Source organism: Pseudomonas sp. c313 (assembly GCF_055407145.1).
In genome coordinates this window covers 234086-260489 of the sequence record NZ_JBUZRD010000003.1, presented here as the reverse complement: position 1 = coordinate 260489, position 26404 = coordinate 234086, and the positions used below count along the sequence as shown (strand labels likewise).

The window sequence follows — 26404 nt, the reverse complement described above, 5'->3', positions numbered from 1 at the left end:
GCCGAAGTCAGTCCGATGAATCAACGCCCTACCTATAGCTATCCTGCACGCCCGGAGCTTTTTCTGATTCTGGGCAGTGGCCTCACCGTCACGCTGATCATCGTCATCATCGCTGTGTTGTTGATTCGCGAGCATACCAGCGCCCTGCAGGCGGCCAAGCGCTCAGCCAGTAACATCACCCAACTGATCAACGCCGATGTGCTGCGTAATGTCGAACTCTATGACTTGGCCCTGCAAGGCCTGATCGCGGCTACGTCGCGCAAGGATTTAGCGCAGGTGCCGGCGGACATTCGTCACTTGGTGCTGTTCGACCAGTCAACAGCAGCCCCCTTCAAGGGCGAAATCCTCCTGCTGGACAAGAGCGGAGCAGTAACCGCCGACTCATCGACGCTCACCCCCACGCCCCGTAACCTCTCTAACCGCGATTATTTCCAGATCCATCAACAGAGCACCGATGCCGGGCTGTTTATCAGCCGCCCGTTCAAGGTCCTCTGCGACTGCGAGCAGGTATGGCGCATCGCGTTCAGCCGCAAGGTGCAAGGAGTCAATGGCGAGTTTTCAGGGGTGGCGGTGGCCACCATGCGTCTGGCGTATTTTGATCAGCTGTTCAGCAGCCTCACGATTGGCAGTGGCAGCACCATCAACCTGCTAAACAGCAACGGCATTCTTCTGGCCCAGCAACCCTTGATGGAACGCGACATGATCGACAAAGACCTCAGCTCACGGTCAAACTTTAAAAGAATGCTGCGCGAAGGCAGCGGCAGTTTCAGTGGGGTCTCCAGCCTCGACGGCACACCTCGCCTGTACACCTTCACCAACGTCGGCCGGCTGCCGCTGATCGTCGTCGTGGCGTTGTCCAGCGAGGACGTGTTTGCCGCCTGGAAACGCGCGGCGCTGCTGGTCAGTGGCGCCACCGGAGTGTTGTGCGTAGGCCTCCTGTGGCTGACGTGGATGTTGCGCCTGGAGTTGCGCCGCCGTTACCGCGCCGAAAAAGTGCTGTCGGAACTGGCCGCCACCGATGCCCTGACGAGCCTGGCCAACCGCCGCACCCTGGACCAGCGCCTGCTTATGGAATGGGATCGCGCGCAACGTTCGGGGGAGCCGCTGGCGCTGTTGATGATCGATATCGATCATTTCAAATCCTTCAACGACCGCCATGGTCATCAGGGCGGCGATGAAGCGTTACGCAACGTGGCCCAGGCCATTGCCAGCAGTGTTCGGCGCCCCGCCGACCTGGCTACCCGTTATGGCGGTGAAGAATTTGCAGTGATCCTGCCTCATACCGACAGCAACGGCGCCGGGGTCATTGCTGAATATATACGCAGCGCCGTCGAACACCTGCCACGGGTGGCTGGGGATGCCCTGCCGATCACGGTGAGCATCGGCATCAGCGTCTCGGACAAAAACAGCCGTGGCTCTCTGGAAGAGCTACTACTCAGTGCCGACCGGGCGCTGTATGAGGCCAAGCGCACAGGGCGAAATCGCATCGTCGACGCCCAGGGCCTGTGATGACCGTTGCCATGCAGCAGGAACGATCACACAGGGGCCTGTATCAGGAACTACGCTAAAGGCATCCTCGAAGCAGAAGTACGCCTGATGAGCCCAAGCATTGCCCGTCTGCCACGTCCTAGCCGCCGCCCGGAGTTCCTGTTGATCCTGGGCAGCGGCCTCACGGCCCTGCTGATTGTGGCCATCGTCACCATCCTGCTGATTCGCGAACACGCCAACGCCCTGCAGGCGGCCAAGCGCACAGCGAGCAACATTACTCAACTGATCGACGCCGACGTGCTGCGTAACGTCGAACTCTACGACATGTCCCTCAAAGGCCTGATTGCCGCCACCGAACGCAGCGACTTGCAGGATGTGTCGGCGAACATCCGCCATTTGGTACTGTTCGACCGGTCAGCGGCAGCCCCGTACAAGGGCGACATCCTGTTGCTGGACAAGGCTGGCGAGGTGATCGCCGACTCTTCGTTGCTGGCACCCATGCCCGGCAACTTCGCCGACCGGGACTATTTCCAGACCCACCGGCAGAATCCCGACAGTGGGCTGTTTATCAGTCGCCCCTTTATGGCCTGCAGTGTGTGCGAGGACAAATGGCGCATCGCCTTCAGTCGCCGGGTGTCCGCCTCGGACGGGCGATTCCTCGGGGTGGCGGTAGCCTCCATGCGCCTGTCGTACTTCGCCCAGTTGTTCAACAGCCTCAATATTGGCAGCAACAGCACCATCAACCTGATCAATCATCAGGGCATTCTGTTGGCCCAACAGCCGTTGCTGGAACAGGACATGATCGACAAAGACCTCAGCGCGCGACCGAACGTTGCCCGCATATTGCGCGAACGTAACGGCAGCTTCACCGGCATCTCCAGCGTCGACCACCACCCGCGCCTCTATACCTTCTCCAATGTCGGCACCTTGCCGCTGATCGTCGCCGTCGCGTTGTCGTCCGATGAAATCTTCGCCCCCTGGAAACGTGCCGCGCTGTTGATCAGCAGCGCAACTGGCGTGCTATGTCTCGGCTTGCTCTGGCTGACCTGGATGCTGTGCATGGAACTGCGTCGGCGATACCGCGCCGAAGGCGTCCTGTCAGAACTGGCAGCCACCGATGCCCTCACCGGCCTGGCCAACCGCCGCACGCTTGACCAGCGCCTGCGCCTGGAATGGGAGCGCGCGCAACGCTCCAACGAACCCCTGGCGTTGCTGATGATCGACGTCGACCACTTCAAAGCGTTCAACGACCGTCATGGCCATCAAGGTGGCGACGAAGCCTTGCGCGCCGTGGCACAGGTGATCGACAGCAACATCCGGCGCCCAGCCGACTTGGCCGCCCGCTATGGTGGTGAGGAATTTGCAGTGATTCTGCCCCACACCGACAGCAGTGGTGCAGGGGTGATCGCTGAGCATATCCGCAGCAGCATCGAGTATTTGCCACGGTTGGCCGCAGATACCCAACCGATAACCGTGAGCATCGGCCTCAGCACTTGGAACAAAAGGAGCGCAGCGTCGCTGGAAGAACTGCTGCTCAGTGCCGACCGCGCCCTCTATGAGGCCAAGCACGGCGGTCGCAACCGTATCGTCGAGGCCGATTCGCAGGCGTAAAAAAAGGCCACCCGCAGGCAGCCTTTAAAAACAAAAGGAAAGAGAGTTGTTACTTACACCGCCGCAACGGGACGCATGTAAGAGATCGGTGCGGTGCTGGCATCTTCGAAGGTCACGACTTCCCAAGCGTCTTTCTGCTCAATCAACTTGCGCAGGAGCTGGTTGTTCAGTGCATGGCCCGACTTGAAGCCTTTGAACTCGCCTATCAGGCTATTGCCCAGCAGGTAGAGGTCACCGATTGCATCGAGGATCTTGTGCTTCACGAATTCGTCTTCATAACGAAGACCGTCTTCGTTCAGTACACCATCCGCGTCGACCACAATGGCGTTTTCAACGCTGCCGCCGAGTGCGAGGTTGTGCTTGCGCAGGTACTCGATGTCACTCATAAAACCAAAGGTACGGGCGCGGCTGACTTCTTTTACGAACGAAGTGCTGGAAAAATCCACGCTTGCACTTTGGGTGCGGTCACGGAATACCGGGTGATCGAAATCGATCTCAAAGCTCACTTTAAAGCCTTCGAACGGGACGAAGGTGGCGCGTTTGTCGCCGTCTTCTACTGTCACTTCCCGCAGAATGCGAATGAACTTCTTGGCTGCGTCCTGTTCTTCCAGGCCGGCAGATTGAATCAAGAATACGAAGGGTCCAGCGCTGCCATCCATGATTGGGACTTCGGACGCGGAGAGCTCGACGTAGGCGTTATCGATGCCCAGGCCAGCCATGGCCGAGAGCAAGTGCTCCACCGTGTCTACTTTGACGTCACCGTTGACCAATGTGGTCGACATAGTGGTTTCGCCAACGTTTTCCGCGCGAGCAGGAATCTGCACGACAGGGTCCAGGTCGGCACGAACAAACACGATGCCGGTGTCGACAGGCGCAGGCTTGAGGGTCAGGTATACCTTCTCCCCGGAGTGCAGACCTACACCTGTGGCACGGATAATATTTTTCAGGGTGCGTTGTTTAATCATGGCTTGGACCGCTTCAGCGCAAATTGCGAACTGGTATCAACAAAGGCTGGCGATAATAGCAGACCAGACCTTTGCTGAACACCAATCACCTTCATAGCCCTGATACATTCCATTAATCGGCCTGACGACGCAGGAAAGCCGGGATGTCTAGGTAGTCCAGATCATCTTGCGGATTCAAGCGAGTCGACGCCGCAGCCCCGGCCTGAGCCTGGTTGCGCATCACGGTCGGACGATCCAGGTCACGGTAGTTCACCGACGGCAGTTCCTGGCGCGAAGGCGCAGAAGCGGCAGCCGACTGGCTGTTGTGGCCGGTATGAACGGTATTGTCGATAACCTTCACAGGCTTCTCGATTTTTGCACCCAGGCCGGTAGCAACTACGGTCACGTGCAGTTCATCGCGCATGTCTGGATCGATAACGGTACCGACCTTGACCATGGCGTGCTCGGAAGCGAAGGCTTCGATGATGCTACCCACGTCGGAGTACTCACCCAGGGACAGGTCAGGACCGGCGGTGATGTTCACCAGGATGCCGCGTGCGCCTTGCAGGTTCACGTCTTCCAACAATGGGTTGCGGATGGCCGCTTCAGTAGCTTCACGTGCACGGTTCGGACCGCTGGCGCAGCCAGTGCCCATCATCGCCATGCCCATTTCGCTCATCACGGTACGTACGTCGGCAAAGTCGACGTTGATCATGCCCGGACGCTTGATGATGTCGGAGATACCGCGAACGGCACCCGCCAGTACGTCATCGGCCTTGGCGAAAGCCGACAGCAAGCTGGCGTCCTTACCGAGGATGGTCAGCAGCTTCTCGTTGGGGATAGTGATCAACGAGTCGACGCTTTCGGACAGCAGACGGATGCCTTCATCGGCGATCTGCATGCGTTTGCGACCTTCGAACGGGAACGGACGTGTCACAACTGCGACAGTCAGAATGCCCATTTCCTTGGCCACTTCGGCAATGATCGGTGCAGCACCGGTACCGGTACCGCCGCCCATGCCAGTGGTGATGAACACCATGTTGGTGCCCTGCAGCACTTCGGCAATACGCTCACGGTCTTCCAGGGCGGCTTGACGGCCGACTTCCGGATTAGCGCCAGCGCCCAGGCCCTTGGTCACGCCTGTGCCCAATTGCAGGATGGTGCGTGCGCCGATGCTTTTCAGCGCCTGGGCATCAGTGTTGGCACAGATGAACTCGACGCCTTCAATGTTGCTCTTGACCATATGGTTGACTGCGTTGCCGCCGCCACCGCCAACACCGATCACTTTGATGACCGGGCTTTGCGGGATGTTGTCTACGAGTTCGAACATGTTCCCTCTCCTTTCATTTCTCTAGTTTTTTCGCCTACTGCTTGCATCGATGCATCTACAACAGTGAAACGGTGTCACGGTAAATCTAGAAGTTACCTTTCACCCAGGCTTGCAGGCGCTCGAACAACGGCGTTTTCGGCTCGTCGTTGCTGTAGCTTTCGCGGCTGCCAAGGCCCGACAGGGAAATGCCGTCGGTCTGCTTTTGCAGGCCGTACAACAGCAAGCCCACACCGGTGGAGTAAATAGGGTTGCGCACCACGTCGCCCAGGCCCTTGACGCCATGGGGAACGCCCAGGCGCACTGGCATATGGAAGATTTCTTCGGCAAGTTCCACCGCGCCTTCCATCTTCGAGGTGCCACCGGTCAGCACGATGCCGGCCGGGATCAAATCTTCATAGCCGCTGCGGCGCAGTTCAGCCTGAATCAAGGTGAACAGCTCGTCGTAGCGCGGCTCGACCACTTCGGCCAACGCCTGGCGCGACAGTTCGCGCGGCGGACGGTCGCCAACACTCGGCACCTTGATGGTTTCACCAGCGCCGGCCAGCTTGGCCAGGGCGCAGGCGTAACGGATCTTAATTTCTTCGGCGTACTGGGTCGGTGTGCGCAACGCCATGGCGATGTCGTTGGTCACCTGGTCACCGGCAATCGGGATCACGGCGGTGTGACGGATCGCACCCTCGGTAAAGATCGCGATGTCGGTGGTGCCGCCGCCGATGTCCACCAGGCATACGCCCAGTTCTTTTTCATCGTCGGTCAGGACCGAATACGCGGAGGCCAGTTGCTCGAGAATGATGTCGTCGATTTCCAGGCCGCAGCGGCGCACGCACTTTTCAATGTTCTGTGCAGCGTTTACGGCGCAGGTGACTACGTGGACCTTGGCTTCCAGACGTACGCCCGACATGCCCAGGGGCTCGCGAACACCTTCCTGGTTGTCGATCACATAGTCTTGCGGCAGGGTGTGCAGCACCCGCTGGTCGGCCGGGATCGCCACGGCCTGGGCCGCGTCAAGTACCCGTTCCAGGTCGGCAGCGCTGACTTCACGGTCGCGAATCGCCACGATGCCGTGGGAGTTAAGGCTGCGGATGTGGTTGCCGGCAACACCGACGAACGCCGAGTGAATTCGGCAGCCGGCCATCAACTGCGCTTCTTCGATGGCGCGCTGGATCGATTGCACGGTGGACTCGATGTTGACCACCACGCCCTTCTTCAGGCCACGGGACGGATGCGTGCCGATTCCGACGATTTCCAGCGTGCCGTCGTCCGCAACCTCGCCTACCAGCGCCACCACCTTGGAGGTGCCGATATCGAGACCGACGATCATTTTGCCGCTTTGCACGTTTGCCATGGGTCCTGCCTCTTCTTAATTCTTCGCGACAGCGGGCTGCGCTGACGTGGGCGCAGCCGGTTCACGCCAGCCAACGGCAAGGCCGTTGGCGTAACGCAGGTCGATGCTCGCAATGTTCGTAATCTGTTCTTTCAGCGTCTTGTCATAGATGGCGATAAAACGGCGCATCTTCTCCACCAAGTGGTCACGTCCCAGTAACAACTCGATGCCCGGGCCGGAACTGCCTGCCCCGGTGGTCAAAAACCAGCTGCCCCGCTCGCGCAATTCCAGTCGCGCAATGGAGAAACCCAGTGGCCGCAGCATCTGGCTCAAGGCCTGGTACTGCTGCATCACTTGTTGTTGCGCCCGTTGTGGCCCGAGCAGCTTCGGCAGGTGCTCGTAATTGGCCAGTTCGCGCGGATTAAAAGCCTGGCCTTGGTTATTCAACAGCGCTTCTTCACCCCAACGGGCCACCGGCAGTTGCTCTTCCAGGCGAATCGTCACTTGGTCCGGCCACACTCGACGCACTTCGGCGTGGGCAATCCAGGGCATTTGCTCTAGCTCCGCACGCATGCCAGCCAGGTCGATCGTGAAGAAACTCGCGCTCACATAGGGCGCAATCCGCTGCTGTACCGCCTGAGGGCTGATGTAGCTCAAGTCGCCCTGCACACTGATCTTGGTGATCGGCCGGTCGGCGTAAGGCAGCAGACGCTGGGCACCTTCATAAGTACCGAAACCCAACGCCACCAACAGCACCGGCCAGAACAGGGCCTTGAGAAAACCAAAGTTGGCTTTCGGCAGGCGCGCCGACATCGGCTCTTTAGCCACCATTCGGCTGGCACCACGCGGCACCGGCTTGCGGCCGGGAGCGGGTTGCTGATGTCGAAGCGATGCGCCTTGCATGGTCTTAATCTCTCGGCTCTTCGTTACTGGCGACACTGGCGGCCAGAATGGCCAGCACCAACTGCTGGAAATCCAATCCGGCCGCACGAGCTGCCATAGGTACCAGACTGTGATCGGTCATCCCTGGTGCGGTATTGACTTCGAGGAACCAGAAGTTCCCTTGGTCATCCTGCATCACGTCTGCCCGCGCCCAACCGGCGATACCCAGCGCCTCACAGGCTTTCGCCGTGAGGTCCATCAATTGCTGTTCCTTGGTAGCATCGAGGCCACACGGAATCCGGTACTGGGTATCGGAAGCCAGGTACTTGGCGTCGTAGTCGTAAAAGGTGTGGGGCGTGCCCAATGCGATAGGCGGCAATACCTGGTCACGAAGAGTCGCGATGGTGAATTCGGGACCGCAGATCCACTGTTCCACCAACACTTGCGAGTCGTAGGTACTGGCCGCTTTCCATGCGTCAATCAATTCGGCGGCTGAGTTCACTTTAGCCATGCCGATACTGGAGCCTTCATGGGCTGGTTTGACGATCAAAGGCAGGCCCAGTTCCTTGGCTGCACAAATACAATCTTCTTCGCTACGCAGAACACTGTGACGCGGCGTCGGAATGCCCAGGCTGTGCCACACCTGCTTGGTGCGCAGCTTGTCCATGGCCAGCGCCGAAGCAAGGATGCCGCTGCCGGTATAAGGAATACCCAGGCACTCCAGCAGGCCCTGCATGCTGCCGTCTTCACCGCCACGGCCGTGAAGAATGATGAAGGCGCGATCGATCTTTTCGGCCTGCAGGCGCGACAGGAAGTCGTCGCCCACGTCGATACCGAACGCGTTCACGCCAGCACTGAGCAGCGCCTCCAGCACGGCATTGCCAGACTTGAGGGACACTTCACGCTCAGCGCTCTTGCCGCCGAACAGCACAGCCACACGACCAAAGTCCGCAGGTTTGATGGTGGAGAACAGGGAGCCGTAGTCAGTGGTCATTTCGACTTCCCCTGTGGCGCGGCCACGGCGCCGGCAAACAGCGGGCTGGCAAGCAATTTAGGGGCAAGGCCGCCGATATCACCGGCGCCCTGGCACAGCAGGATGTCGCCAGCACGCAGCAACGGCTTGACGATAGGCGCCAGGTCGACACCGCGCTCGATGTAGATCGGGTCCAGTTGTCCGCGCTGACGAATGCTGTTGCACAGCTTGCGGCTGTCGGCACCAGGGATCGGTTCTTCACCGGCCGGATAGACTTCCATCAGCAGCAGTACGTTGGCATCGGCCAATACATTGACGAAGTCGTCGTACAGGTCGCGGGTACGGCTGTAACGGTGCGGCTGGTAGACCATCACCAGGCGACGTTCCGGCCAGCCACCACGCACGGCCTTGATCACAGCGGCGACTTCGGTTGGGTGGTGACCGTAGTCGTCCACCAGCATCACGTTGCCGCCTTCCACCGGCAGCTCGCCGTAGACCTGGAAGCGCCGGCCCACACCTTCAAAGCGCGACAGGCCTTCAACGATGGCTTCATCGCTGACACCCTCGTCGCTAGCAATACAGATGGTTGCCAGGGAGTTGAGCACGTTGTGGTTACCGGGCATGTTCACCGACACGTCCAGCGGCTCGCGATCAGGGCGCAGCACGGTGAAGAAGGTCTGCATGCCTTGCTGGCGAACATTGATGGCGCGCACGTCGGCGTCTTCGCTGAAGCCGTAGGTCAAGGTCGGACGCTTGACCAGCGGCAGGATCTCGCGCACCACCGGATCGTCCAGGCACACCACCGCCAAACCGTAGAACGGCAGGTTGTGGAGAAATTCAACGAAGGTTTTCTTCAGTTTGTTGAAGTCGCCGTCGTAAGTCGCCATGTGATCGGCGTCGATGTTGGTGACCACGGCCACCAGCGGCTGCAGGTGCAGGAAGCTGGCGTCGCTTTCATCGGCTTCGGCAATCAGGTAGCGACTGGTACCCAACTGTGCATTGGTGCCTGCTGCATTCAGCCGGCCACCGATCACGAAAGTCGGGTCCAGGCCGCCAGCGGCGAACACCGAGGCCATCAAGCTGGTGGTGGTGGTCTTGCCGTGAGTACCGGCGACGGCGATGCCGTGGCGGTAGCGCATCAGCTCGGCCAGCATCTCGGCGCGAGGCACCACGGGAATGCGGCGCTCAAGGGCGGCGGCCACTTCCGGGTTGGAAGTATTCACTGCGCTGGACACCACCAGCACATCAGCATTGGTGGCGTTTTCGGCACGGTGACCGATAAAAATCTGCGCACCGAAAGACTCCAGGCGCTCAGTGACCGGCGAAGTTTTCAGGTCGGAACCGGACACCTGATAGCCAAGGTTCAACAGCACCTCGGCAATCCCGCACATGCCCACGCCGCCGATGCCGACGAAGTGGATGCGACGGATGCGGCGCATTTCCGGTTGCGGCATGGCTTTTTGATTCTCAACCATGGGCCACCTCCAGGCAGATATCGACCACGTTGCGGGTTGCGTCAGGTTTGGCCAGGCGGCTTGCGGTGCTCGCCATTCTATTGAGTCGTTCCGGTTGCATCAAAACCTCGGTCAGGCGTGCGGCCAATTCGGCGGCGCCAGTCGTTCTTTGCGGCAGCAGGAAGGCAGCGCCCTCCCCGGCCAAATATTCGGCGTTGCGGGTCTGGTGATCGTCGATGGCATGGGGCAAAGGCACCAGCAAGGACGGCAGACCGGCGGCAGCCAGTTCACTGACGGTCAACGCACCTGCGCGACAGACCACCAGGTCGGCCCAGCCATAGGCTTGGGCCATGTCTTTGATGAAAGGCTGTACGTTGGCCTCGACACCTGCATCGCGGTAACGCCCGGCGGTCACTTCATCGTGATTCTTGCCCGCCTGATGGAAGACCTCGGGACGCAGTTCCACCGGGAGCTGCGACAGGGCTTCAGGCAGCAATTTATTCAGCGGCTCGGCCCCCAGGCTTCCGCCCAGGATCAGCAGATGTACCTTGCGTCCGGCCAGGGCCTGACGGGAGATTTCCATAAACAGTTCGGTACGTACTGGGTTGCCGGTGGTGCGACGTTTGTCCGATGCAGCAAAGGTATTGGGGAACGCTTCGCAGACCCGAGCAGCCAACGGCACCAACAGGCGGTTTGCAGTCCCTGCGACGGCGTTCTGTTCGTGGACGATCACCGGCACGCCAGCGAGCTTGGCCGCGACACCACCAGGCCCCGTCACATAACCACCAAAGCCCAACACGCAGACCGGTTTCAACTCACGGATCACCTTGCGTGCTTGCCATACGGCCTTGAGCAACACAAACGGCGCCTTGAGCAGGGACAATTTGCCCTTGCCCCGCAGGCCGGTGACGTTGATCAAATGCAGCGGTAACCCGGCATTGGGTACCAATTCATTTTCAATCCCGCGCGGGGTACCCAACCAATGCACGCTGTAACCGCGCGACTGGAATTCACGGGCACAGGCCAGCGCCGGAAACACGTGGCCGCCGGTGCCGCCCGCCATGATCAGCACGTTAGCGCCCATGGGTCGGCTCCTCGGCAAAGTCGCTTTCGCTGAACTCCATCTCCTCACTGCCTAAATGGGTTCGACTCTCCCACTCGATACGCAGCAGCAAGCCCAGACAGGCGCAGCAAATTACCAGCGAACTACCTCCGTAACTGAGGAACGGCAGCGTCAAACCTTTGGTTGGCAACAGGCCGACGTTCACGCCGATGTTGATCAGGAACTGGCCGATCCACAGGAACGCCAGCCCGTACGCCACATAAGCGGCGAAATACTGTTTGGCTTTCTCGGCCCACAGACCGATGTACATGGCCCGCACGCAGACGAAGACGAACAGTGCGACGGTAGCCAGGGAGCCAACCACACCCAGCTCTTCGGCCAAGACCGAGAACACGAAGTCGGTGTGGGCTTCCGGCAGGTAGAACTGCTTCTGCACGCTGTTGCCCAGGCCCACGCCCAGCCACTCGCCGCGACCGAAGGCGATCAAGGCCTGGGTCAACTGGTAGCCGGAGCCGAACTGGTCGGACCAGGGGTCGGTAAAGGTGATCAGACGCGCCATCCGGTAGGGTTGCGCCTGAACCAGGATCGTCACCGCCGCTACTGCCAGCCCGACCATCAAGGCAAAGCGGAACAAGCCTACTCCACCCAGGAACAGCATCGCCGCCGCCGCGCCCATCATCACCACGGTGGCACCGAAGTCCGGTTCCATCAGCAACAGGCCGGCCATGGGCAGCAGCACGATGAAGGGCTTGAAGAAGCCCATCCAGCTTTCGCGCACTTCCTTCTGTCGCCGCACCAGGTAGCCGGCAAGGTAGATCACCACGAACACCTTGGCGATTTCCGACGGCTGCACGTTAAACGCACCGAAGCCGATCCAGCGCATCGAACCGTTCACTTCGCGGCCAATGCCGGGGACGATCACCATCACCAACAAGCCGAAGGCACCGATCAGCATCAGCCAGCCCAGGCGTTGCCAGGTGGCGATGGGGATCATCATGGTGACGATGCACGCGCCCAAACCGATCACCAGGTAAATCAGGTGGCGGAGCATGTGGTACAGGGTGTTGCCCGACTGAACGGCGGCCACTTCCGAGGACGCCGAAGTGATCATCACCAGGCCCAGGCCCAGCAACGCCAGGCACCCGACGAGCATTGGGAAGTCGAGATCAATGCCACGCCCGGTAATGAGCGGCGATGGGTATGGCTTGATGATGTTGCGCAGATCGAGCGTCATGCCAAGGCCTCCACGGCGCCGGCGAACAACTGGCCGCGCTCTTCGTAGTTCTTGAACATGTCGAAACTGGCGCACGCTGGCGACAGCAACACAGCATCACCCGGCTGAGCAAGGGCTCGGCATTGGGCGATGGCGTCATCCAGGGATTGCGCGCGAACCTGTGGCACCGCGTCGCCCAGGGCAGTGGCGATCAGGTCCGAATCACGGCCCATCAGGACGACGGCGCGGCAATGAGCAGCCACCGGAGCCTTGAGGTCCTTGAAGTCGGCACCCTTGCCGTCGCCGCCGGCGATCAGCACCAGCTTGCCTTCGATATCGGCACCCAGGCCTTCGATGGCGGCCAGTGCGGCACCGACGTTGGTGGCCTTGGAATCGTTGTAGTAGCTCACGCCATCCAGGTCGCGAACCCACTGGCAGCGGTGTTCGAGACCGGTGAAGGTGCGCAGGCTTTCGAGCATGGCATCGAACGGCAAACCGACGGCATGCCCCAGGGCCAGCGCCGCCAGGGCATTGGACTGGTTATGGGCACCACGGATTTTCAATTCACGCACCGGCATCAGGTTCTGGAATTCGAAGGCCAGGTATTTCTCGCCATTCTCTTCCCGCAGGCCGAAAGCCTTGAAGTCCGGCTTGCTCAAACCAAAGGTCCAGCACGGCAAACCTTCGCCAATCAGCGGACGGCTCAGGGCATCCTGGCGGTTGACCACCACTTGCCGCGCACCACGGAAGATCCGGTGCTTGGCCAGGTGATACGCCGGCAGGCCGCTGTAGCGGTCCATGTGGTCTTCGCTGACGTTCAACACGGTGGCCACTTCGGCGCCCAGTTGGTCGGTGGTTTCCAGCTGGAAGCTCGACAGCTCCATCACGTACAGCTCAACGTCATCGCTGAGCAGATCCAACGCAGGGGTGCCGAGGTTGCCGCCCACGGCCACACGCTTGCCGGCCGCAGCCGCCATTTCGCCGACGAGGGTGGTAACAGTGCTCTTGGCGTTGGAACCGCTGATGGCCACGATCGGTGCCTTCGCGTTACGCGCGAACAGCTCAATATCGCCGGACAGCTTCACGCCACGGGCCGCTGCCGCTTGTAGGGCTGGGGTCGCCAACGCCAGGCCGGGGCTCACGTAGAGTTCGTCGGCACGGCAGAGAAACTCGACATCCAGTTCGCCACAACGCACTTCCACGTGCGGGTAGTCACGGCGCAGCGTGACCAGCTCCGGTGGATTTTCCCGCGTATCGGCCACGGCAAACGACGTGCCCCGGTTCGCCAGGAAGCGAACCAGGGACATGCCGCTCTTGCCGAGGCCGACAACGATGCGGAAGTGGTCAGAAGCGATCAGAGACACTCGTTCTACCTCAGCTTCAGGGTGGCAAGGCCGACCAGTACGAGAATCACGGTGATAATCCAGAAACGGACAATCACACGCGGCTCAGGCCAGCCCTTGAGTTCAAAATGGTGGTGAATCGGCGCCATGCGAAATACGCGGCGGCCGGTCAACTTGAAGGAGGCCACCTGGATCACTACCGACAAGGTTTCCATTACGAAGACACCGCCCATGATGAACAGGACGATTTCCTGACGGACGATCACAGCGATGGTGCCCAGTGCAGCGCCCAGCGCCAGTGCGCCGACGTCACCCATGAACACTTGTGCCGGGTACGTGTTGAACCACAGGAAGCCCAGGCCGGCGCCGATCAGCGCGCCGCAGAACACGATCAGTTCACCGGCACCCGGGACATATGGGATCAGCAGGTATTCAGCAAATTTCACGTTACCCGACAGGTAGCAGAAGATGCCCAGGGCGCCGCCCACCATCACCGTCGGCATGATCGCCAGGCCGTCGAGGCCGTCAGTCAGGTTGACTGCGTTGCTGGAGCCGACGATCACAAAGTAGGTCAGCACCACGAAGCCTGCACCCAAGGGAATGCTGATGTCCTTGAGCATCGGCAGGATCAGTGTGGTTTCCACCGCGCTTGGCGCGGTCATGTAAAGGAAGATCGCCGCGCCGAGACCGAACACCGATTGCCAGAAATACTTCCAGCGGCTTGGCAGCCCCTTGGAGTTCTTCTCGATCACCTTGCGATAGTCATCGACCCAGCCGATGGCGCCAAACAGCAGGGTCACCAGCAGCACCACCCAGACGTAGCGGTTATGCAGGTCAGCCCACAACAGAGTGCTGATGCCAATGGACGAGAGGATCAGCGCGCCGCCCATGGTCGGAGTGCCGGACTTGGCCAGGTGCGACTGAGGGCCATCGCTACGGACCGACTGGCCAATCTGCAGGCTTTGCAGGGTGCGAATCATCCAGGGACCCAGGCACAGCGACAGCGACAGCGCGGTCAGCACCCCGAGAATCCCGCGCAGGGTCAGGTACTGAAAGACCGCGAAGCCTTTATGGAACTGTTGCAGATACTCAGCCAGCAGCAGCAGCATTAATGTTTCTCCATACTTGAGCCACACAAGGCCGCGACGACGTTTTCCATCACCGCGCTGCGCGATCCCTTGATCAAAATAGTGGTGTGTTTGTCTTGTTCTGCGCCGCTCAGCGCCTGGATCAGCTCGGCCTGGGTGGCGAAGTGCTGCGCGCCCGGCCCGAAGGCGTTCACTGCGTAGGCCATGTTCGATCCCACGGCGTACAGGGCATCCACTTTGCCTGCGGCATAAGCGCCGACTTCGCGATGAGCTTGTTCAGCCCAGTCGCCCAGTTCGGCGATATCGCCAAGAACCAGCACCTTGCGACCCTCGAAACCGGTCAGCAGGTCGATGGCGGCACAGATCGAGGACTGGTTGGCGTTGTAGGTGTCATCAATGACGCGCATGCCGTTAGTTGCCAGTTGCGCAACGGTGCGACCCTTGACCGGTTGCACCGCGCCAAGGCCGGTAGCAATACCGAACAGCGAGACGCCCAATACGTAAGCGGCAGCAGCAGCAGCCAGAGCGTTGGCGACGTTGTGGTTGCCCAGCAGATTCAACTGCACGTGTTCATCGCCTTGCGGGCTATGCAAGGTGAAAGCCGGGCAGCCCCGTGCGTCGACGGTGATACCTGATGCGTGGAAATCAGCTGCGGCGTTGCGCACCGAGAAGCTCAAGACCTTGCGACCGGCGGCGCGTACACGCCAGATCTCAAAAGCCTTGTCATCAAGGTTCAGTACCGCGGTGCCAGAAGCGTCCAGGCCTTCAAGAATTTCACCCTTGGCCTCGATGATTTTCTCCGGGCCGCCGAACTCGCCAACGTGGGCAGTGCCCGCATTGTTGATCACGGCGACATGGGGCCGGGTCATGGCCACGGTGTAGGCGATTTCGCCAAGGCGCGAAGCCCCTAGTTCGATCACCGCCGCCGTGTGTTCCGGGGCCAGTTCGAGCAGGGTAAGCGGGACGCCGAAATCATTGTTCAGGTTGCCACGAGTGGCCAGTACTGGCCCGCGCGTGCGCAGGATGCCTGCCAACAGTTCCTTGACGGTGGTCTTGCCGCTGGAGCCGGTAATGGCCGCGACAGGATTGCCGAAGGCGGCGCGGTTCAGGTCACCCAGTTGGCCCAAGGCCAGACGAGTGTCGGCCACCAGCAACTGCGGCAGCACCGAATCAGCGACTTCGCGTTGTACCAGGGCACCGACAGCGCCTTTGGCAGCGACGTCATTCAAATAATCATGGCCGTCGAAGCGAGGACCGGCCAAGGCGACGAACAGTTGCCCAGGCTTGATCGCCCGGCTGTCGATGCTGACGCCGTCAAAGCTGCAATCGGCCGATAGCACACGAGCCGACAAAGTCTGGGTAAGTTCGCTGAATTTGAGCGCTTTAAGCATGGGCCACCTCCCACGCAGTCAAGGCGTGATCGGCTTCTACCAGATCGGAGAAGGCATGGCGTTCGCCGTTGATTTCCTGGTAGTCCTCGTGGCCTTTACCGGCGAGCACCACCACATCGTCAGCGCTGGCGCTGGCAATCAGTTGGGCAATAGCGGCGCCGCGGCCGGCAACAAAGGTCACTTTCGCGACGTCGACAAAACCTTCGCGGATATCGTCGAAAATCTGGCTCGGGGCTTCGCTGCGCGGGTTATCGTCGGTGACGAGCACACCATCGGCCAAACGCTCCACCACTTCGGCCATCAATGGGCGCTTGCCGCGATCGCGGTCACCGCCACAGCCGAACAGGCACAGCAACTTGCCCTTGGCGTGGGGGCGCAGGGCCAGCAGGACTTTTTCCAGGGCATCTGGAGTGTGAGCGTAATCGACCACCACCAACGGCTGCGTGCCGCCACCGAGGCGCTGCATGCGACCAATCGGCCCTTCGAGCTTGGGCAGCACTCGCAGGATTTCGTCCAGGGCGTAATCCAGACCGAGCAAGGCGCCGATGGCCGCGAGGACATTGCTCAGGTTGAAGCGACCCAGCAAGGTGCTGCGCAAATGGTGCTCACCCTGAGGCGTCACCAGCGTGGCGCGCACACCTTCGTCGTCAAACCGGGCTTCGCGGCAATAAAGGTACGCGCTGGAATCTTCCAGGCTGTAGCTGATCAGGCGTGCTTCACTTTTTTGTGCTGCCAACTGCCGACCGAATTCATCATCCAGATTGACTACCCGGCACTTCAGGTCATTCCAGGTAAACAGCTTGGCCTTGGCATCAGCGTAAGCCTCCATGGTGCCGTGGTAATCCAGATGATCGCGAGACAGGTTCGTCATCACCGCCACGTCGAAGGCCAAGGCGGTGACCCGGCCCTGATCCAGGCCGTGGGACGATACTTCCATGGCGACCGCCTTGGCACCGGCCTTTTTCAGATCAGCGAGGGTCGCCTGGACGGCAATCGGGTTGGGCGTGGTGTGCAGGCCGCTTTGCAGCGCGCCATAAAAACCAGTGCCCAGGGTGCCGACAATGCCGCAGTGCTGGCCTAGCAGGTCTAGGGCCTGGGCGACCAATTGGGTCACGCTGGTCTTGCCGTTGGTACCGGTGACACCGATCAGGTTCAGGGTACGGCTCGGGTCGCCATAAAAGCGCCCAGCGATATCCGACAGCTGCGCCGCCAGGCCCTTGACCGGAATCAAGGGCACATCGGTAATTGGCAGTACGGTAGCGCCATCGACTTCATAGGCCACTGCTGCCGCACCACGCTGCAAGGCGTCGGCGATATGGGCGCGTCCGTCGAGCTTGCCGCCTGGTACCGCCAGGAACAGGTCGCCGGCACGTACGTTACGGCTGTCCAGAGTCAATTCGCGAATCAGCAGATCACGGCCAGCGTGGGCAAAAATTTTGTTCAGGCTAAGAGACATCAGCCGCGCCCTCCATTGGCTTTTACAGCAGCGGCCGGTGGTCCGGCGTTCGCTTGTTGAGTAGGCGGCAGGTTATCCGGCGTGATGTTCATCAGGCGCAGGGTGCCGGACATTACTTTGCTGAACACCGGTGCCGAGACCAGGCCACCGAAGTAGCCGGCTTTGCTCGGTTCGTCGATGACCACAACGATGGCGTAGCGCGGGTCACTCATGGGACCGAAGCCGGCGAACAACGAGCGATAAGAGTTTTCTGCGTAGCCCTTGATGCCGACCGAAGTTTTACGGGCGGTACCGGACTTGCCGGCCACGTGATACGCCGGTACCTGGGCGCGGAACACACCGCGCGGCGCCTCGATCACTTGTTGCAGCATGCCTTGTATGGTCTTGGCGACGTTTTCCGGGATGACCTGGGTCGCCTTCGGCGCTTCGTCGACATGGATCAGGCTCAGCGGCACCATGCGGCCGTTGTTGGCCAGCACGGCAAAGGCGTGGGCCAACTGGATCGCCGTCACCGACAATCCGTAGCCATAGGACAGCGTGGCGGTCTCTGCCTTGCGCCATTCGCGGTAGTTCGGCAGGTTACCAACACGCTCACCCGGGAAGTCCAGGCCGGTGGGTTGACCGAGGCCGACCTTCTGGGCCAGGTGGTAAATGGCTTCACCGCCGATATCGAAGGCGACCTTGCTCATGCCAACGTTACTGGAGTTGATCAGGATTCCGGTCAAGTCCAGTACCGGACCTTCGGTGCGGGACACGTCACGAATGGTGTACTTGCCCAACTGCAGGGTGCCCGGATAAACCTCGACCTTGTCGCTGGGTTTCCAGCGTCCGGTTTCCAGAGCGGCACTCATGGAGATGGCTTTCATGGTCGAACCCGGCTCAAACACGTCGATCATGGCGCGGTTGCGCATCATCGCCGGTTGCAGGTTGCGACGGTTGTTGGGGTTGTAGGTCGGCTGGTTAACCATGGCGAGGATCTCGCCGGTCTTCACGTCCATGATCACCAGGCTACCGGCCTTGGCGCCGTTCTCGATGATGGCGTTACGCAGCTCGCGGTTGGCCAGGTATTGCAGGCGCAGGTCAATCGACAACGCCAAGGGCTTACCGGCCTTGGCGTTTTTGGTGACCTGGACATCCTTGATCAGTCTGCCACGCCGATCCTTGATGACCTGTCTTTTGCCGGGGACCCCGGCCAGCCATTCATCGTAGGCCAACTCCACACCTTCGCGGCCGTGGTCATCGATGTCGGTGAAGCCAACCATGTGGGCAGTGGTTTCACCGGCCGGGTAGAAACGCCGAAATTCCTCGATGCCATAAACACCGGGGATTTTCAGGTCGAGCACCTGCTGACCTTGCTCAGGGGTCAGCCCGCGAACAAGGTAGATGAATTCTTTATTGGCCTGGGCTTCCAGGCGCTCCTTCAGGGCTTTCGGGTCCTGGCCCAGGGCGATGGCCAGTTCCGGCCATTTGTCCTTGGCGACTTGCAGTTCCTTGGCGTTAGCCCACAGGGTGGTCACCGGCGTACTGACGGCCAGAGGCTCGCCGTTGCGGTCGGTAATCAGCCCGCGGTGCGCAGGAATCGGAATATGACGCAGGCTGCGGGCATCGCCCTGGCCGATCAGGAAGTCGCGATCCACCACTTGCAGGTCGACAATGCGCCAGACAATCGCGCCGACCATCAGTGCCAGCAAACCCAGCACCACACGGAAACGCCATGGGTAGAGTGCGCCTTCGAGTTTCATCATGGCGCCACCATGCGAACTTCTGCAGCGCCCGGAATGTGCATCTTCAGCTGTTCGGCGGCCAGCACTTCGATCCGGCTGTGGGCCGTCCAGGTGCTTTGCTCAAGAATCAGCCGACCCCACTCCGCCTGCGCCTTGTCGCGCACGCTCAACTCCCCGTACAGGGAGTTAAGCAATTGGCGGTTCCAGTGGGCGCTATAGGACACCGCAATCGCGGACACCAGCACGCCGATAAACAGCAGCAACATAAAGAAGCTGCCGCCCGGAAGGGGCTTGGCGAAGAGCTTGCTCACCGCAGCTTCTCCGCGACGCGCATGACCGCGCTGCGAGCACGTGGGTTGGCCTTGAGTTCGGCTTCGGAGGCGAACTGCGCTTTGCCATGGATTTTTATTTTCGGCACAAAAGCTTCGAAACGTACCGGCAGGTTGCGCGGCAAGTTATCGGTTTCGCCCTTGACCAGACGACGCATGAACAGCTTGACGATACGGTCTTCCAGGGAGTGGAAGCTGATCACCACCAGGCGACCGCCCACTTCCAGGGATTCCAGAGCAGCTTCGAGGCCGGTCTCCAGATCGCCCAATTCGTTGTTGACGTGAATACGCAGCCCCTGGAAAGCGCGGGTGGCCGGGTTCTTGCCCTTTTCCCACGCCGGGTTGGCGACTTTCAGCACTTCGGCCAGGTCGGCGGTGCGTTCGAACGGTTGGATTACCCGGCGCTCGGCCACGGCGCGGGCCATGCGACCGGAGAAACGCTCTTCACCGTACTCCTTGAACACACGGGCGATTTCTTCCACTGGAGCGGTGGCGATGAACTGCGCGGCGCTGACACCACGGGTCGGGTCCATGCGCATGTCCAGCGGGCCGTCGTTCATGAAGCTGAAGCCGCGCTCAGGGTCGTCCAGCTGTGGAGAAGACACGCCCAGGTCCAGCAGAACCCCGGCCAGCTTACCTGCCATGCCACGCTCAGCGACTTCCGCACCGAGCTCGGCAAAACTGCGCTGCACAACGACAAAGCGGCCGTCTTCGGCCGCTAGCGCTTGCCCGGTGGCAATCGCTTGGGGGTCTTTGTCGAACCCGAGGAGTTTTCCGTCGGAACCGAGCTGGCTGAGTATCAAGCGGCTGTGCCCGCCACGCCCGAATGTGCCATCTAAATAGCAACCATCAGGGCGTACGGCGAGAGCCTGGACGGCTTCGTCAAGCAGTACGGTGATGTGGTTAAAGCCGCTATCAATAGTCACAGGATCAAATCACGCAGTTCATCAGGCATGGCGCCCGGTTGTTGAATAGCAGCCAGGTCCGCTGCAGAAACAGCATCCCAGGCATCTTCGTCCCACAATTGGAACTTGTTCAGTTGGCCTACCAGCATTGCGCGCTTATCCAGCTTGGCGTATTCGCGCAGACGCGGCGGAACCAGGAAACGACCACTGCCATCGAGCTCAAGGTCGACGGCATTACCAATCAGCAAACGTTGCAGACGGCGGTTTTCTTCACGCAACGAAGGCAGGGCACGCAACTTGGTTTCAATCAGTTCCCACTCGTCGAGTGGGTAAACGCATAAACAAGGGTCAACGGCATCGATAGTGATGATTAACTGTCCGGAACTTCGCGAAATGAGCTCGTCACGATACCGGCTCGGCATGGCGAGACGGCCTTTTGCATCGAGACTGATAGCGTTAGCTCCGCGAAACACAGATGCGTTTCTCCAATTTTTAGCGTTTTACGTTCAAAAAACCCACTTTGTGCCACTTTCCGCCACTTGCGCACACTATAGGAATGCGCCCACCACACCGTCAAGGCGCGGATTAAAGGAAAAGCCTTACAGAACGGAGATTTAGGAAGGTAAAAGGAGGAGAAACGAGAGTTCCAAGGTGGTTTTGACTCAACAACCACAAGTGACTCAAAGAGCTAGAGCTTGAAGTTAAAGTAATTTATTAAGAGTAAGATTTTTTCGGTATTACGAAGACGCATCTGCCAACGATTTGGCAGGGAGGGATTCTTGCGTTACTACCAGGTTTCTGCCCGAGATTCAGACAGAGGGGAAAAAGGTGGAGAGTCGATCTATAAGCCGGGTTCTGTCTTGAACAGTCATTCGTCTACGATGGCCATCACTGGACATCTTTAGCAACCTACCCGGTTCCAGCGCGGGCCACGCCTTGGAACCCTATTTGGTCTTGCTCCAAGTGGGGTTTACCTAGCCACGAACTGTTGCCAGTCGTGCGGTGCGCTCTTACCGCACCTTTTCACCCTTACCGGCACCGAAGTGCTTAGGCGGTTATTTTCTGTGGCACTTTCCGTAGGCTCACGCCTCCCAGGCATTACCTGGCACTTCGCCCTATGGAGCCCGGACTTTCCTCCCCCCCCTAATTTTCATAGAGGGCAGCGACTGTCCAATCGACTCTCCGCCGCAAAGATTAACGGCACGAGCCCTTCAGAACAAGCTTTAAAGCCAGCAGTGCCATCATCTTCCGACGTATCGCAGGTTAAACGGCGGAACTATTCACTCTTCTGCTTATCGAGCGCGGCCTGATAAAGCACATTCTTGCGCACGCCGGTAATTTCCGCCGCCAGGGCGGCTGCACGCTTGAGGGGCATCTCTTTAAGCAGCAAATCCAGGACCCGCATCGCCTCGCTACCGACAGCATCTTCGCTTTCCGGTGCCGACCAGCCCGCCACCAGCACCACGCATTCGCCGCGCTGCTGGTTACTGTCACCCTCGACAAACGCGCGCAACGCTTCCAACGGCAGGCCCTTGAGGGTTTCGAAAGTCTTGGTCAGCTCCCGTGCCAGCAACGCCAGGCGCTCACCACCAAACACCAGTTCCATGTCTTGCAGGCATTCAAGAATGCGGTGCGGGGCTTCATAGAAGATCAGGGTGCGCGGCTCTTCCTTCAACAATTCAAGACGCGCCCGACGCCCTACGGCCTTGGCCGGCAGAAAACCTTCGAAGATAAAGCGGTCCGACGGCAAACCGGCCGCAGACAATGCCGCAATCAGCGCGCACGCTCCCGGAACAGGCACTACATTGATACCAGCAGCCCGCGCCTGACGCACCAGGTGGTAGCCAGGATCGGAGATCAACGGCGTGCCGGCATCGGAGATCAGCGCCACATCATCGCCAGCCAGCAGTCGGGTGATAAAGCGGCTACCCTCCTCACGCTCGTTGTGCTCATGGCAAGCCGCAAGCGGTGTGGAAATACCGAAATGCTGCATTAAACGCAGGGAGTGGCGAGTATCTTCAGCGGCAATCAGTTTGGCTTCACGCAACACTTTCAATGCCCGCGCACTGATGTCGTCCAGGTTGCCAATGGGCGTCGCCACCACAAAAAGCGAGCCAGCAGTGGAATTCAAAGGACCTGGAGCAGTCAAAGCGCACACCTCGATGATTGGCAAAAGCCACATTGTAGCGCGTAGACGTCAAAAAAAATGCGCCACCGGGATCGCTCGCGGCCTGCCTGTTTGTTGACTTTGGTAGTGCCCGGCAATATTTACACGATCTAAATAGACGGTTTCACGCCAGTAACATCGCGCCCCGGCCAGTGCTTGGGTACAATTCCACGCTAATTTGATCGGTATCAGGAACACTTACATGATCGCTTGTCTGCGGCTGTTCTCTGCCCTCTGCCTCGCTGCCCTGTTGGCGGCTTGCGCCAGCTCGCCCTCGTCCAGCCTTGGCGACCTCCCACGGACTCCGGATGCCAGTATCGAGCAGCTGCTCGAACAGGCCGCTTCGGCCAAGACGCCTGAAAAAGCCTCGCTGCTGCGTCTGAGCGCGGCGGACCTGGCTTTCCACCAGAACAATCCCGGACGTTCCGCGCAGATACTTGCGCAAGTGCCACTGGATAGCCTCAAGCCTGCGGGACAGGTATTCGCCAGCACCCTGGCGGCAGAACTGGCCATGACCCGCAACCAGCCCAAGGCGGCGTTGACGGCCCTGAACCATCCAAGCCTGCAAAACCTCAAGGAGCTGCCGCCGGAACAGCAGATCCGTACGGGCACCGTGCATGCACGCGCTTATGAAGCTGATGGCCAGACCCTGGCCGCCGCTCGCGAGCGTGTCGACATGGCCCCGCTGCTCAGCGGCGACGCGGCCAGCAGCAACCATGAAGCCATCTGGACCTTAATTGCTGCCTTGCCTGCAGAGCAACTGCAAGCGACCAATAACCCAACGCTCGACGGCTGGATCAGCCTCGCCCTGGCAGTCAAGAGCGCCGGCACCCTGGAACAACAGCAAGCCGCCATCGACACATGGCGCGCCCAGAACCCTGGCCACCCTGCTGCAACCCAACTGCCGCTGCCGCTGATCAAGCTCAAGGAGCTGGCCAGCCAGCCCTTGAACAAGATCGCCCTGCTGCTGCCCCAGGAAGGTCCGCTGGCCGCAGTGGCCAAGGCTCTGCGCGAAGGCTTCATGGCTGCGCACTACCAGGCTGAACAAGCCGGGCAAAAACCACCGATCATCGAGTTCTACGACAGCTCGCGCCTGACCTCCATCGATGATTTCTACAGCAAGGCCCAGGCTGCCGGTGTGCAACTGGTGATCGGCCCGCTGGAGAAACCGCTGGTCAAGCAACTCAATGCTCGCCCGCAATTACCTATCACTACCCTCGCCCTGAACTACAGCGAGGGTGACCAAGGTCCTGCGCAACTGTTCCAGTTCGGTCTGGCTGCCGAGGACGAAGCCCGCGAAGTCTCCCGCCGCGCCCGCGCCGACGGCCTGCACCGCGCAGCCGCCATGGTGCCGAAAGGCGAATGGGGTGACCGCGTATTCAAGGCCTTCCGCCAGGACTGGGAAGCCAATGGCGGCACCGTGATCGGTGTCGAACACGTTGACCAGCCGGTCGCCCTGGCCCAGCAGATTGCCGATCTGTTCCAGTTGCGCCAAAGCGAAGGTCGCGCCAAGAGCCTGCAAAGCACCGTCGGCACCGATGTTTCCGCGCAGCCATCGCGCCGCCAGGACATCGAGTTCATCTTCCTCGCCGTAACACCGCAGCAAGCCCAGCAGATCAAGCCGACCCTGAATTTCCAGTACGCAGGTGATGTGCCGGTGTATGCCACCTCCCACGTGTTCAGCGCCAGTGGCGACAAGAACCAGTACCTCGACATGAACGGCATTCTGTTCTGCGAAACACCATGGCTGCTCAACACCACTGATCCGTTGCGCAATCAGGTCGCCGCACAATGGCCACAGGCCAACGGCAGCCTGGGCCGGCTCTACGCAATGGGCGTTGACGCCTACCGCCTGGCCCCACGCCTGGGTCAGCTCAAGGCACTGCCGGATACTCGCATTGACGGCCTCTCCGGCAGCCTGGGCATGACCCCGACTCAGCGGGTCGAACGCCAGATGCCATGGGCACAGTTCGTCAGTGGCCAGGTTCAACGCCTGCCCGATACCCCGCGCTGATGCCCCAGCGGTCAAGCGCACAAAGCGGCAAGGACGCCGAACTTCAAGCTCTCAAACACTTGCAACAACAGGGCCTGCGGCTGGTGGCGCAGAACTGGTTGTGCAAACGCGGCGAGCTTGATCTGGTCATGCTTGACGGCGATACAGTAGTATTCGTCGAAGTCCGCTACAGAAAACACGCACAATGGGGTGGCGCGCTCGCCAGTATCGACGGGCGCAAGCGTCAAAAGCTGATACTCGCCGCGCAGTTTTTCCTGCTGAGCGAGCGTCGCTGGGCCGATTACCCCTGCCGTTTCGATGTGGTCGCCATAGAAAGCACCCCGCACGGAACCGCCGATCTGAACTGGCTGCGCAACGCGTTTGACGGCTGACCAGCACTCAGGCCAGGCCGGACATATTCACCGCACACTTTTGCTCTTTGCTTTGCGGGCTGCACATTCTTGTGCCAAACAGCCGCGCTACTTAAGGTCACACAGATGGACATGCAATCCCGAATTCGCCAGCTTTTCCAGGCCAGTATCGATACCAAGCAACAGGCGATGGACGTACTTGCACCGCACATCGAGCAAGCCAGCCAAGTCATGGTCAACGCCCTGCTCAACGAAGGCAAAATGCTTTCGTGCGGCAACGGCGGTTCCGCCGGCGACGCCCAGCATTTCTCCTCCGAGCTGCTCAACCGCTTTGAGCGTGAGCGACCGAGCCTGCCGGCCATCGCCCTGACCACCGACACCTCGACGATCACTTCGATCGCCAACGACTACAGCTACAACGAAATCTTCTCCAAGCAAATTCGCGCCCTCGGCCAACCGGGCGATGTACTGCTGGCGATTTCCACCAGTGGTAACTCGGCGAACATTATTCAAGCGATCCAGGCCGCACATGATCGTGAAATGATTGTCGTAGCATTGACCGGCCGTGATGGCGGCGGCATGGCCTCGCTGCTGTTGCCCGAAGACGTGGAGATCCGCGTCCCGGCCAATGTCACCGCACGTATTCAGGAAGTCCACCTGCTGACGATCCACTGCCTGTGCGATCTGATCGACAGCCAACTGTTTGGGAGTGAAGAATGACCGTTAACCGTCTCAGCCTATTGGCCCTTACGCTGTGCCTCGGCATCAGCGGCTGCAGCTCGGTAATCACCGCGAGCCGCGACACACCGATCAACGATGACAAGGGCACCCGTACGTTCGGCAGCAAGATCGATGACTCGTTGATCGAAACCAAGGTCGCCGTCAACGTCGCCAAGGCCAGCCCGGATCTGGGCAACGGCGCGTCGCGCATTGTCGTGACCAGCTTCAACGGTGTGGTGCTGCTCGCCGGACAAACTCCGCGCACCGACCTCAAGGCCCAGGCTGAGCAAGCGGCCTCCACCGTGCAACGGGTCAAAAAGGTCCACAACGAGCTGCAGGTACTGCAACCCATCACGCTCCTGGCAATCAGCAGCGATGCGCTGCTGACCACCAAGATCAAGACGCAGATGCTGACCGATAGTGCGATTCCCGGCTCACGGATCAAGGTCGTCACCGATAACGGCATCGTTTACCTGATGGGCCTGCTGACCCAGCAGGAAGCCACCCGCGCCACCAACCTGGTGCAGGGCGTATCCGGGGTTCAGAAAATTGTGAAGCTGTTCGAGTACATCGATTGATGTAACCGGGCCGCAACAAAAAAGGGCGCCGTGCATTGATTGCACGGCGCCCTTTTT

At 60.2% G+C, this 26404-nt stretch carries 23 protein-coding genes and 1 other RNA gene; 6 read left to right on the top strand and 18 right to left on the bottom strand.

The annotated features are described in order from the left end of the window. Positions 1-15 precede the first annotated feature (15 nt). Together ACZRKZ_RS10705 and ACZRKZ_RS10700 are read left to right on the top strand one after the other, a co-directional pair. The gene (locus ACZRKZ_RS10705; protein WP_463981574.1) at positions 16-1509 is read left to right on the top strand and encodes a sensor domain-containing diguanylate cyclase; all 1494 of its coding nucleotides are present in this window, start codon (positions 16-18) and stop codon (positions 1507-1509) included. An 87-nt stretch (positions 1510-1596) separates the two neighbouring features. After that, a complete protein-coding gene (locus ACZRKZ_RS10700; protein WP_463981573.1) occupies positions 1597-3099 on the top strand; it encodes a sensor domain-containing diguanylate cyclase in 1503 nt (500 codons plus the stop codon). 53 nt (positions 3100-3152) lie between these two features. On the opposite strand, the gene lpxC is transcribed toward ACZRKZ_RS10700, so the two are convergent. The 18 genes from lpxC to rsmI all read right to left on the bottom strand — a co-directional run bounded on the left by lpxC (position 3153) and on the right by rsmI (position 22700). Next, complete coding sequence (gene lpxC / locus ACZRKZ_RS10695) at positions 3153-4064, bottom strand: UDP-3-O-acyl-N-acetylglucosamine deacetylase (protein ID WP_029297841.1); 912 nt, start codon at positions 4062-4064, stop codon at positions 3153-3155. A gap of 112 nt (positions 4065-4176) precedes the next feature. After that, positions 4177-5373, bottom strand: coding sequence for a cell division protein FtsZ (ftsZ, locus tag ACZRKZ_RS10690; RefSeq protein ID WP_350612488.1), 1197 nt, complete (start codon positions 5371-5373; stop codon positions 4177-4179). 85 nt (positions 5374-5458) lie between these two features. After that, a complete protein-coding gene (gene ftsA, locus ACZRKZ_RS10685; RefSeq protein WP_463967142.1) occupies positions 5459-6718 on the bottom strand; it encodes a cell division protein FtsA in 1260 nt (419 codons plus the stop codon). A gap of 15 nt (positions 6719-6733) precedes the next feature. Then, entirely contained in the window at positions 6734-7600 is an 867-nt protein-coding gene (locus ACZRKZ_RS10680; protein WP_463967143.1) for a cell division protein FtsQ/DivIB, read from the bottom strand. Between the two features lie 4 nt (positions 7601-7604). Continuing rightward, positions 7605-8573 (bottom strand): D-alanine--D-alanine ligase, encoded by a 969-nt coding sequence (locus tag ACZRKZ_RS10675; protein ID WP_463967144.1) that lies wholly within the window; start codon positions 8571-8573, stop codon positions 7605-7607. Next, on the bottom strand, positions 8570-10027 hold the full coding sequence (gene murC / locus ACZRKZ_RS10670; protein WP_463967145.1) for a UDP-N-acetylmuramate--L-alanine ligase: 1458 nt from the start codon (positions 10025-10027) through the stop codon (positions 8570-8572). Before murC ends, ACZRKZ_RS10675 begins: the two co-directional genes overlap by 4 nt. Further along, positions 10020-11090 carry an undecaprenyldiphospho-muramoylpentapeptide beta-N-acetylglucosaminyltransferase gene (gene murG / locus ACZRKZ_RS10665; RefSeq protein WP_463981572.1) on the bottom strand — a complete coding sequence of 357 codons (1071 nt, stop codon included), beginning with the start codon at positions 11088-11090 and terminating at the stop codon, positions 10020-10022. Before murG ends, murC begins: the two co-directional genes overlap by 8 nt. After that, positions 11080-12303 (bottom strand): putative lipid II flippase FtsW, encoded by a 1224-nt coding sequence (ftsW, locus tag ACZRKZ_RS10660; RefSeq protein ID WP_149410930.1) that lies wholly within the window; start codon positions 12301-12303, stop codon positions 11080-11082. The genes murG and ftsW overlap by 11 nt, the downstream gene beginning before the upstream one ends. Next, entirely contained in the window at positions 12300-13646 is a 1347-nt protein-coding gene (gene murD / locus ACZRKZ_RS10655) for a UDP-N-acetylmuramoyl-L-alanine--D-glutamate ligase (RefSeq protein ID WP_463967146.1), read from the bottom strand. The genes ftsW and murD overlap by 4 nt, the downstream gene beginning before the upstream one ends. A gap of 5 nt (positions 13647-13651) precedes the next feature. After that, a complete protein-coding gene (gene mraY, locus ACZRKZ_RS10650) occupies positions 13652-14734 on the bottom strand; it encodes a phospho-N-acetylmuramoyl-pentapeptide-transferase (RefSeq protein ID WP_133099825.1) in 1083 nt (360 codons plus the stop codon). Further along, on the bottom strand, positions 14734-16104 hold the full coding sequence (locus ACZRKZ_RS10645) for a UDP-N-acetylmuramoyl-tripeptide--D-alanyl-D-alanine ligase (RefSeq protein WP_463981571.1): 1371 nt from the start codon (positions 16102-16104) through the stop codon (positions 14734-14736). The genes mraY and ACZRKZ_RS10645 overlap by 1 nt, the downstream gene beginning before the upstream one ends. Continuing rightward, positions 16097-17560: a UDP-N-acetylmuramoyl-L-alanyl-D-glutamate--2,6-diaminopimelate ligase gene (locus tag ACZRKZ_RS10640; RefSeq protein WP_463981570.1), complete on the bottom strand. Its 1464-nt coding sequence runs from the start codon at positions 17558-17560 to the stop codon at positions 16097-16099. Before ACZRKZ_RS10640 ends, ACZRKZ_RS10645 begins: the two co-directional genes overlap by 8 nt. Further along, on the bottom strand, positions 17560-19302 hold the full coding sequence (locus ACZRKZ_RS10635; RefSeq protein WP_463981825.1) for a peptidoglycan D,D-transpeptidase FtsI family protein: 1743 nt from the start codon (positions 19300-19302) through the stop codon (positions 17560-17562). Before ACZRKZ_RS10635 ends, ACZRKZ_RS10640 begins: the two co-directional genes overlap by 1 nt. Continuing rightward, on the bottom strand, positions 19302-19595 hold the full coding sequence (ftsL, locus tag ACZRKZ_RS10630; RefSeq protein WP_463967149.1) for a cell division protein FtsL: 294 nt from the start codon (positions 19593-19595) through the stop codon (positions 19302-19304). Before ftsL ends, ACZRKZ_RS10635 begins: the two co-directional genes overlap by 1 nt. Next, entirely contained in the window at positions 19592-20539 is a 948-nt protein-coding gene (gene rsmH / locus ACZRKZ_RS10625) for a 16S rRNA (cytosine(1402)-N(4))-methyltransferase RsmH (protein ID WP_371923849.1), read from the bottom strand. Before rsmH ends, ftsL begins: the two co-directional genes overlap by 4 nt. After that, on the bottom strand, positions 20536-20991 hold the full coding sequence (mraZ, locus tag ACZRKZ_RS10620; protein WP_003171868.1) for a division/cell wall cluster transcriptional repressor MraZ: 456 nt from the start codon (positions 20989-20991) through the stop codon (positions 20536-20538). Before mraZ ends, rsmH begins: the two co-directional genes overlap by 4 nt. Before the next feature lie 355 nt (positions 20992-21346). Continuing rightward, an RNA gene (rnpB, locus tag ACZRKZ_RS10615) (RNase P RNA component class A) lies at positions 21347-21700 on the bottom strand. 94 nt (positions 21701-21794) lie between these two features. Then, positions 21795-22700, bottom strand: coding sequence for a 16S rRNA (cytidine(1402)-2'-O)-methyltransferase (gene rsmI, locus ACZRKZ_RS10610; RefSeq protein ID WP_178114381.1), 906 nt, complete (start codon positions 22698-22700; stop codon positions 21795-21797). Positions 22701-22887: 187 nt separating this feature from the next. Between rsmI and ACZRKZ_RS10605 the strand changes: the two genes are divergently transcribed. The 4 genes from ACZRKZ_RS10605 to ACZRKZ_RS10590 all read left to right on the top strand — a co-directional run bounded on the left by ACZRKZ_RS10605 (position 22888) and on the right by ACZRKZ_RS10590 (position 26347). After that, a complete protein-coding gene (locus tag ACZRKZ_RS10605; protein WP_463981569.1) occupies positions 22888-24699 on the top strand; it encodes a penicillin-binding protein activator in 1812 nt (603 codons plus the stop codon). Beyond that, entirely contained in the window at positions 24699-25070 is a 372-nt protein-coding gene (locus ACZRKZ_RS10600; RefSeq protein WP_133099832.1) for a YraN family protein, read from the top strand. The genes ACZRKZ_RS10605 and ACZRKZ_RS10600 overlap by 1 nt, the downstream gene beginning before the upstream one ends. 105 nt (positions 25071-25175) lie before the next feature. Beyond that, positions 25176-25769, top strand: a complete 594-nt coding sequence (locus ACZRKZ_RS10595; RefSeq protein ID WP_133099833.1) for a phosphoheptose isomerase — start codon at positions 25176-25178, stop codon at positions 25767-25769. Then, positions 25766-26347: a BON domain-containing protein gene (locus tag ACZRKZ_RS10590; protein ID WP_149410924.1), complete on the top strand. Its 582-nt coding sequence runs from the start codon at positions 25766-25768 to the stop codon at positions 26345-26347. The genes ACZRKZ_RS10595 and ACZRKZ_RS10590 overlap by 4 nt, the downstream gene beginning before the upstream one ends. Positions 26348-26404 lie beyond the last annotated feature (57 nt).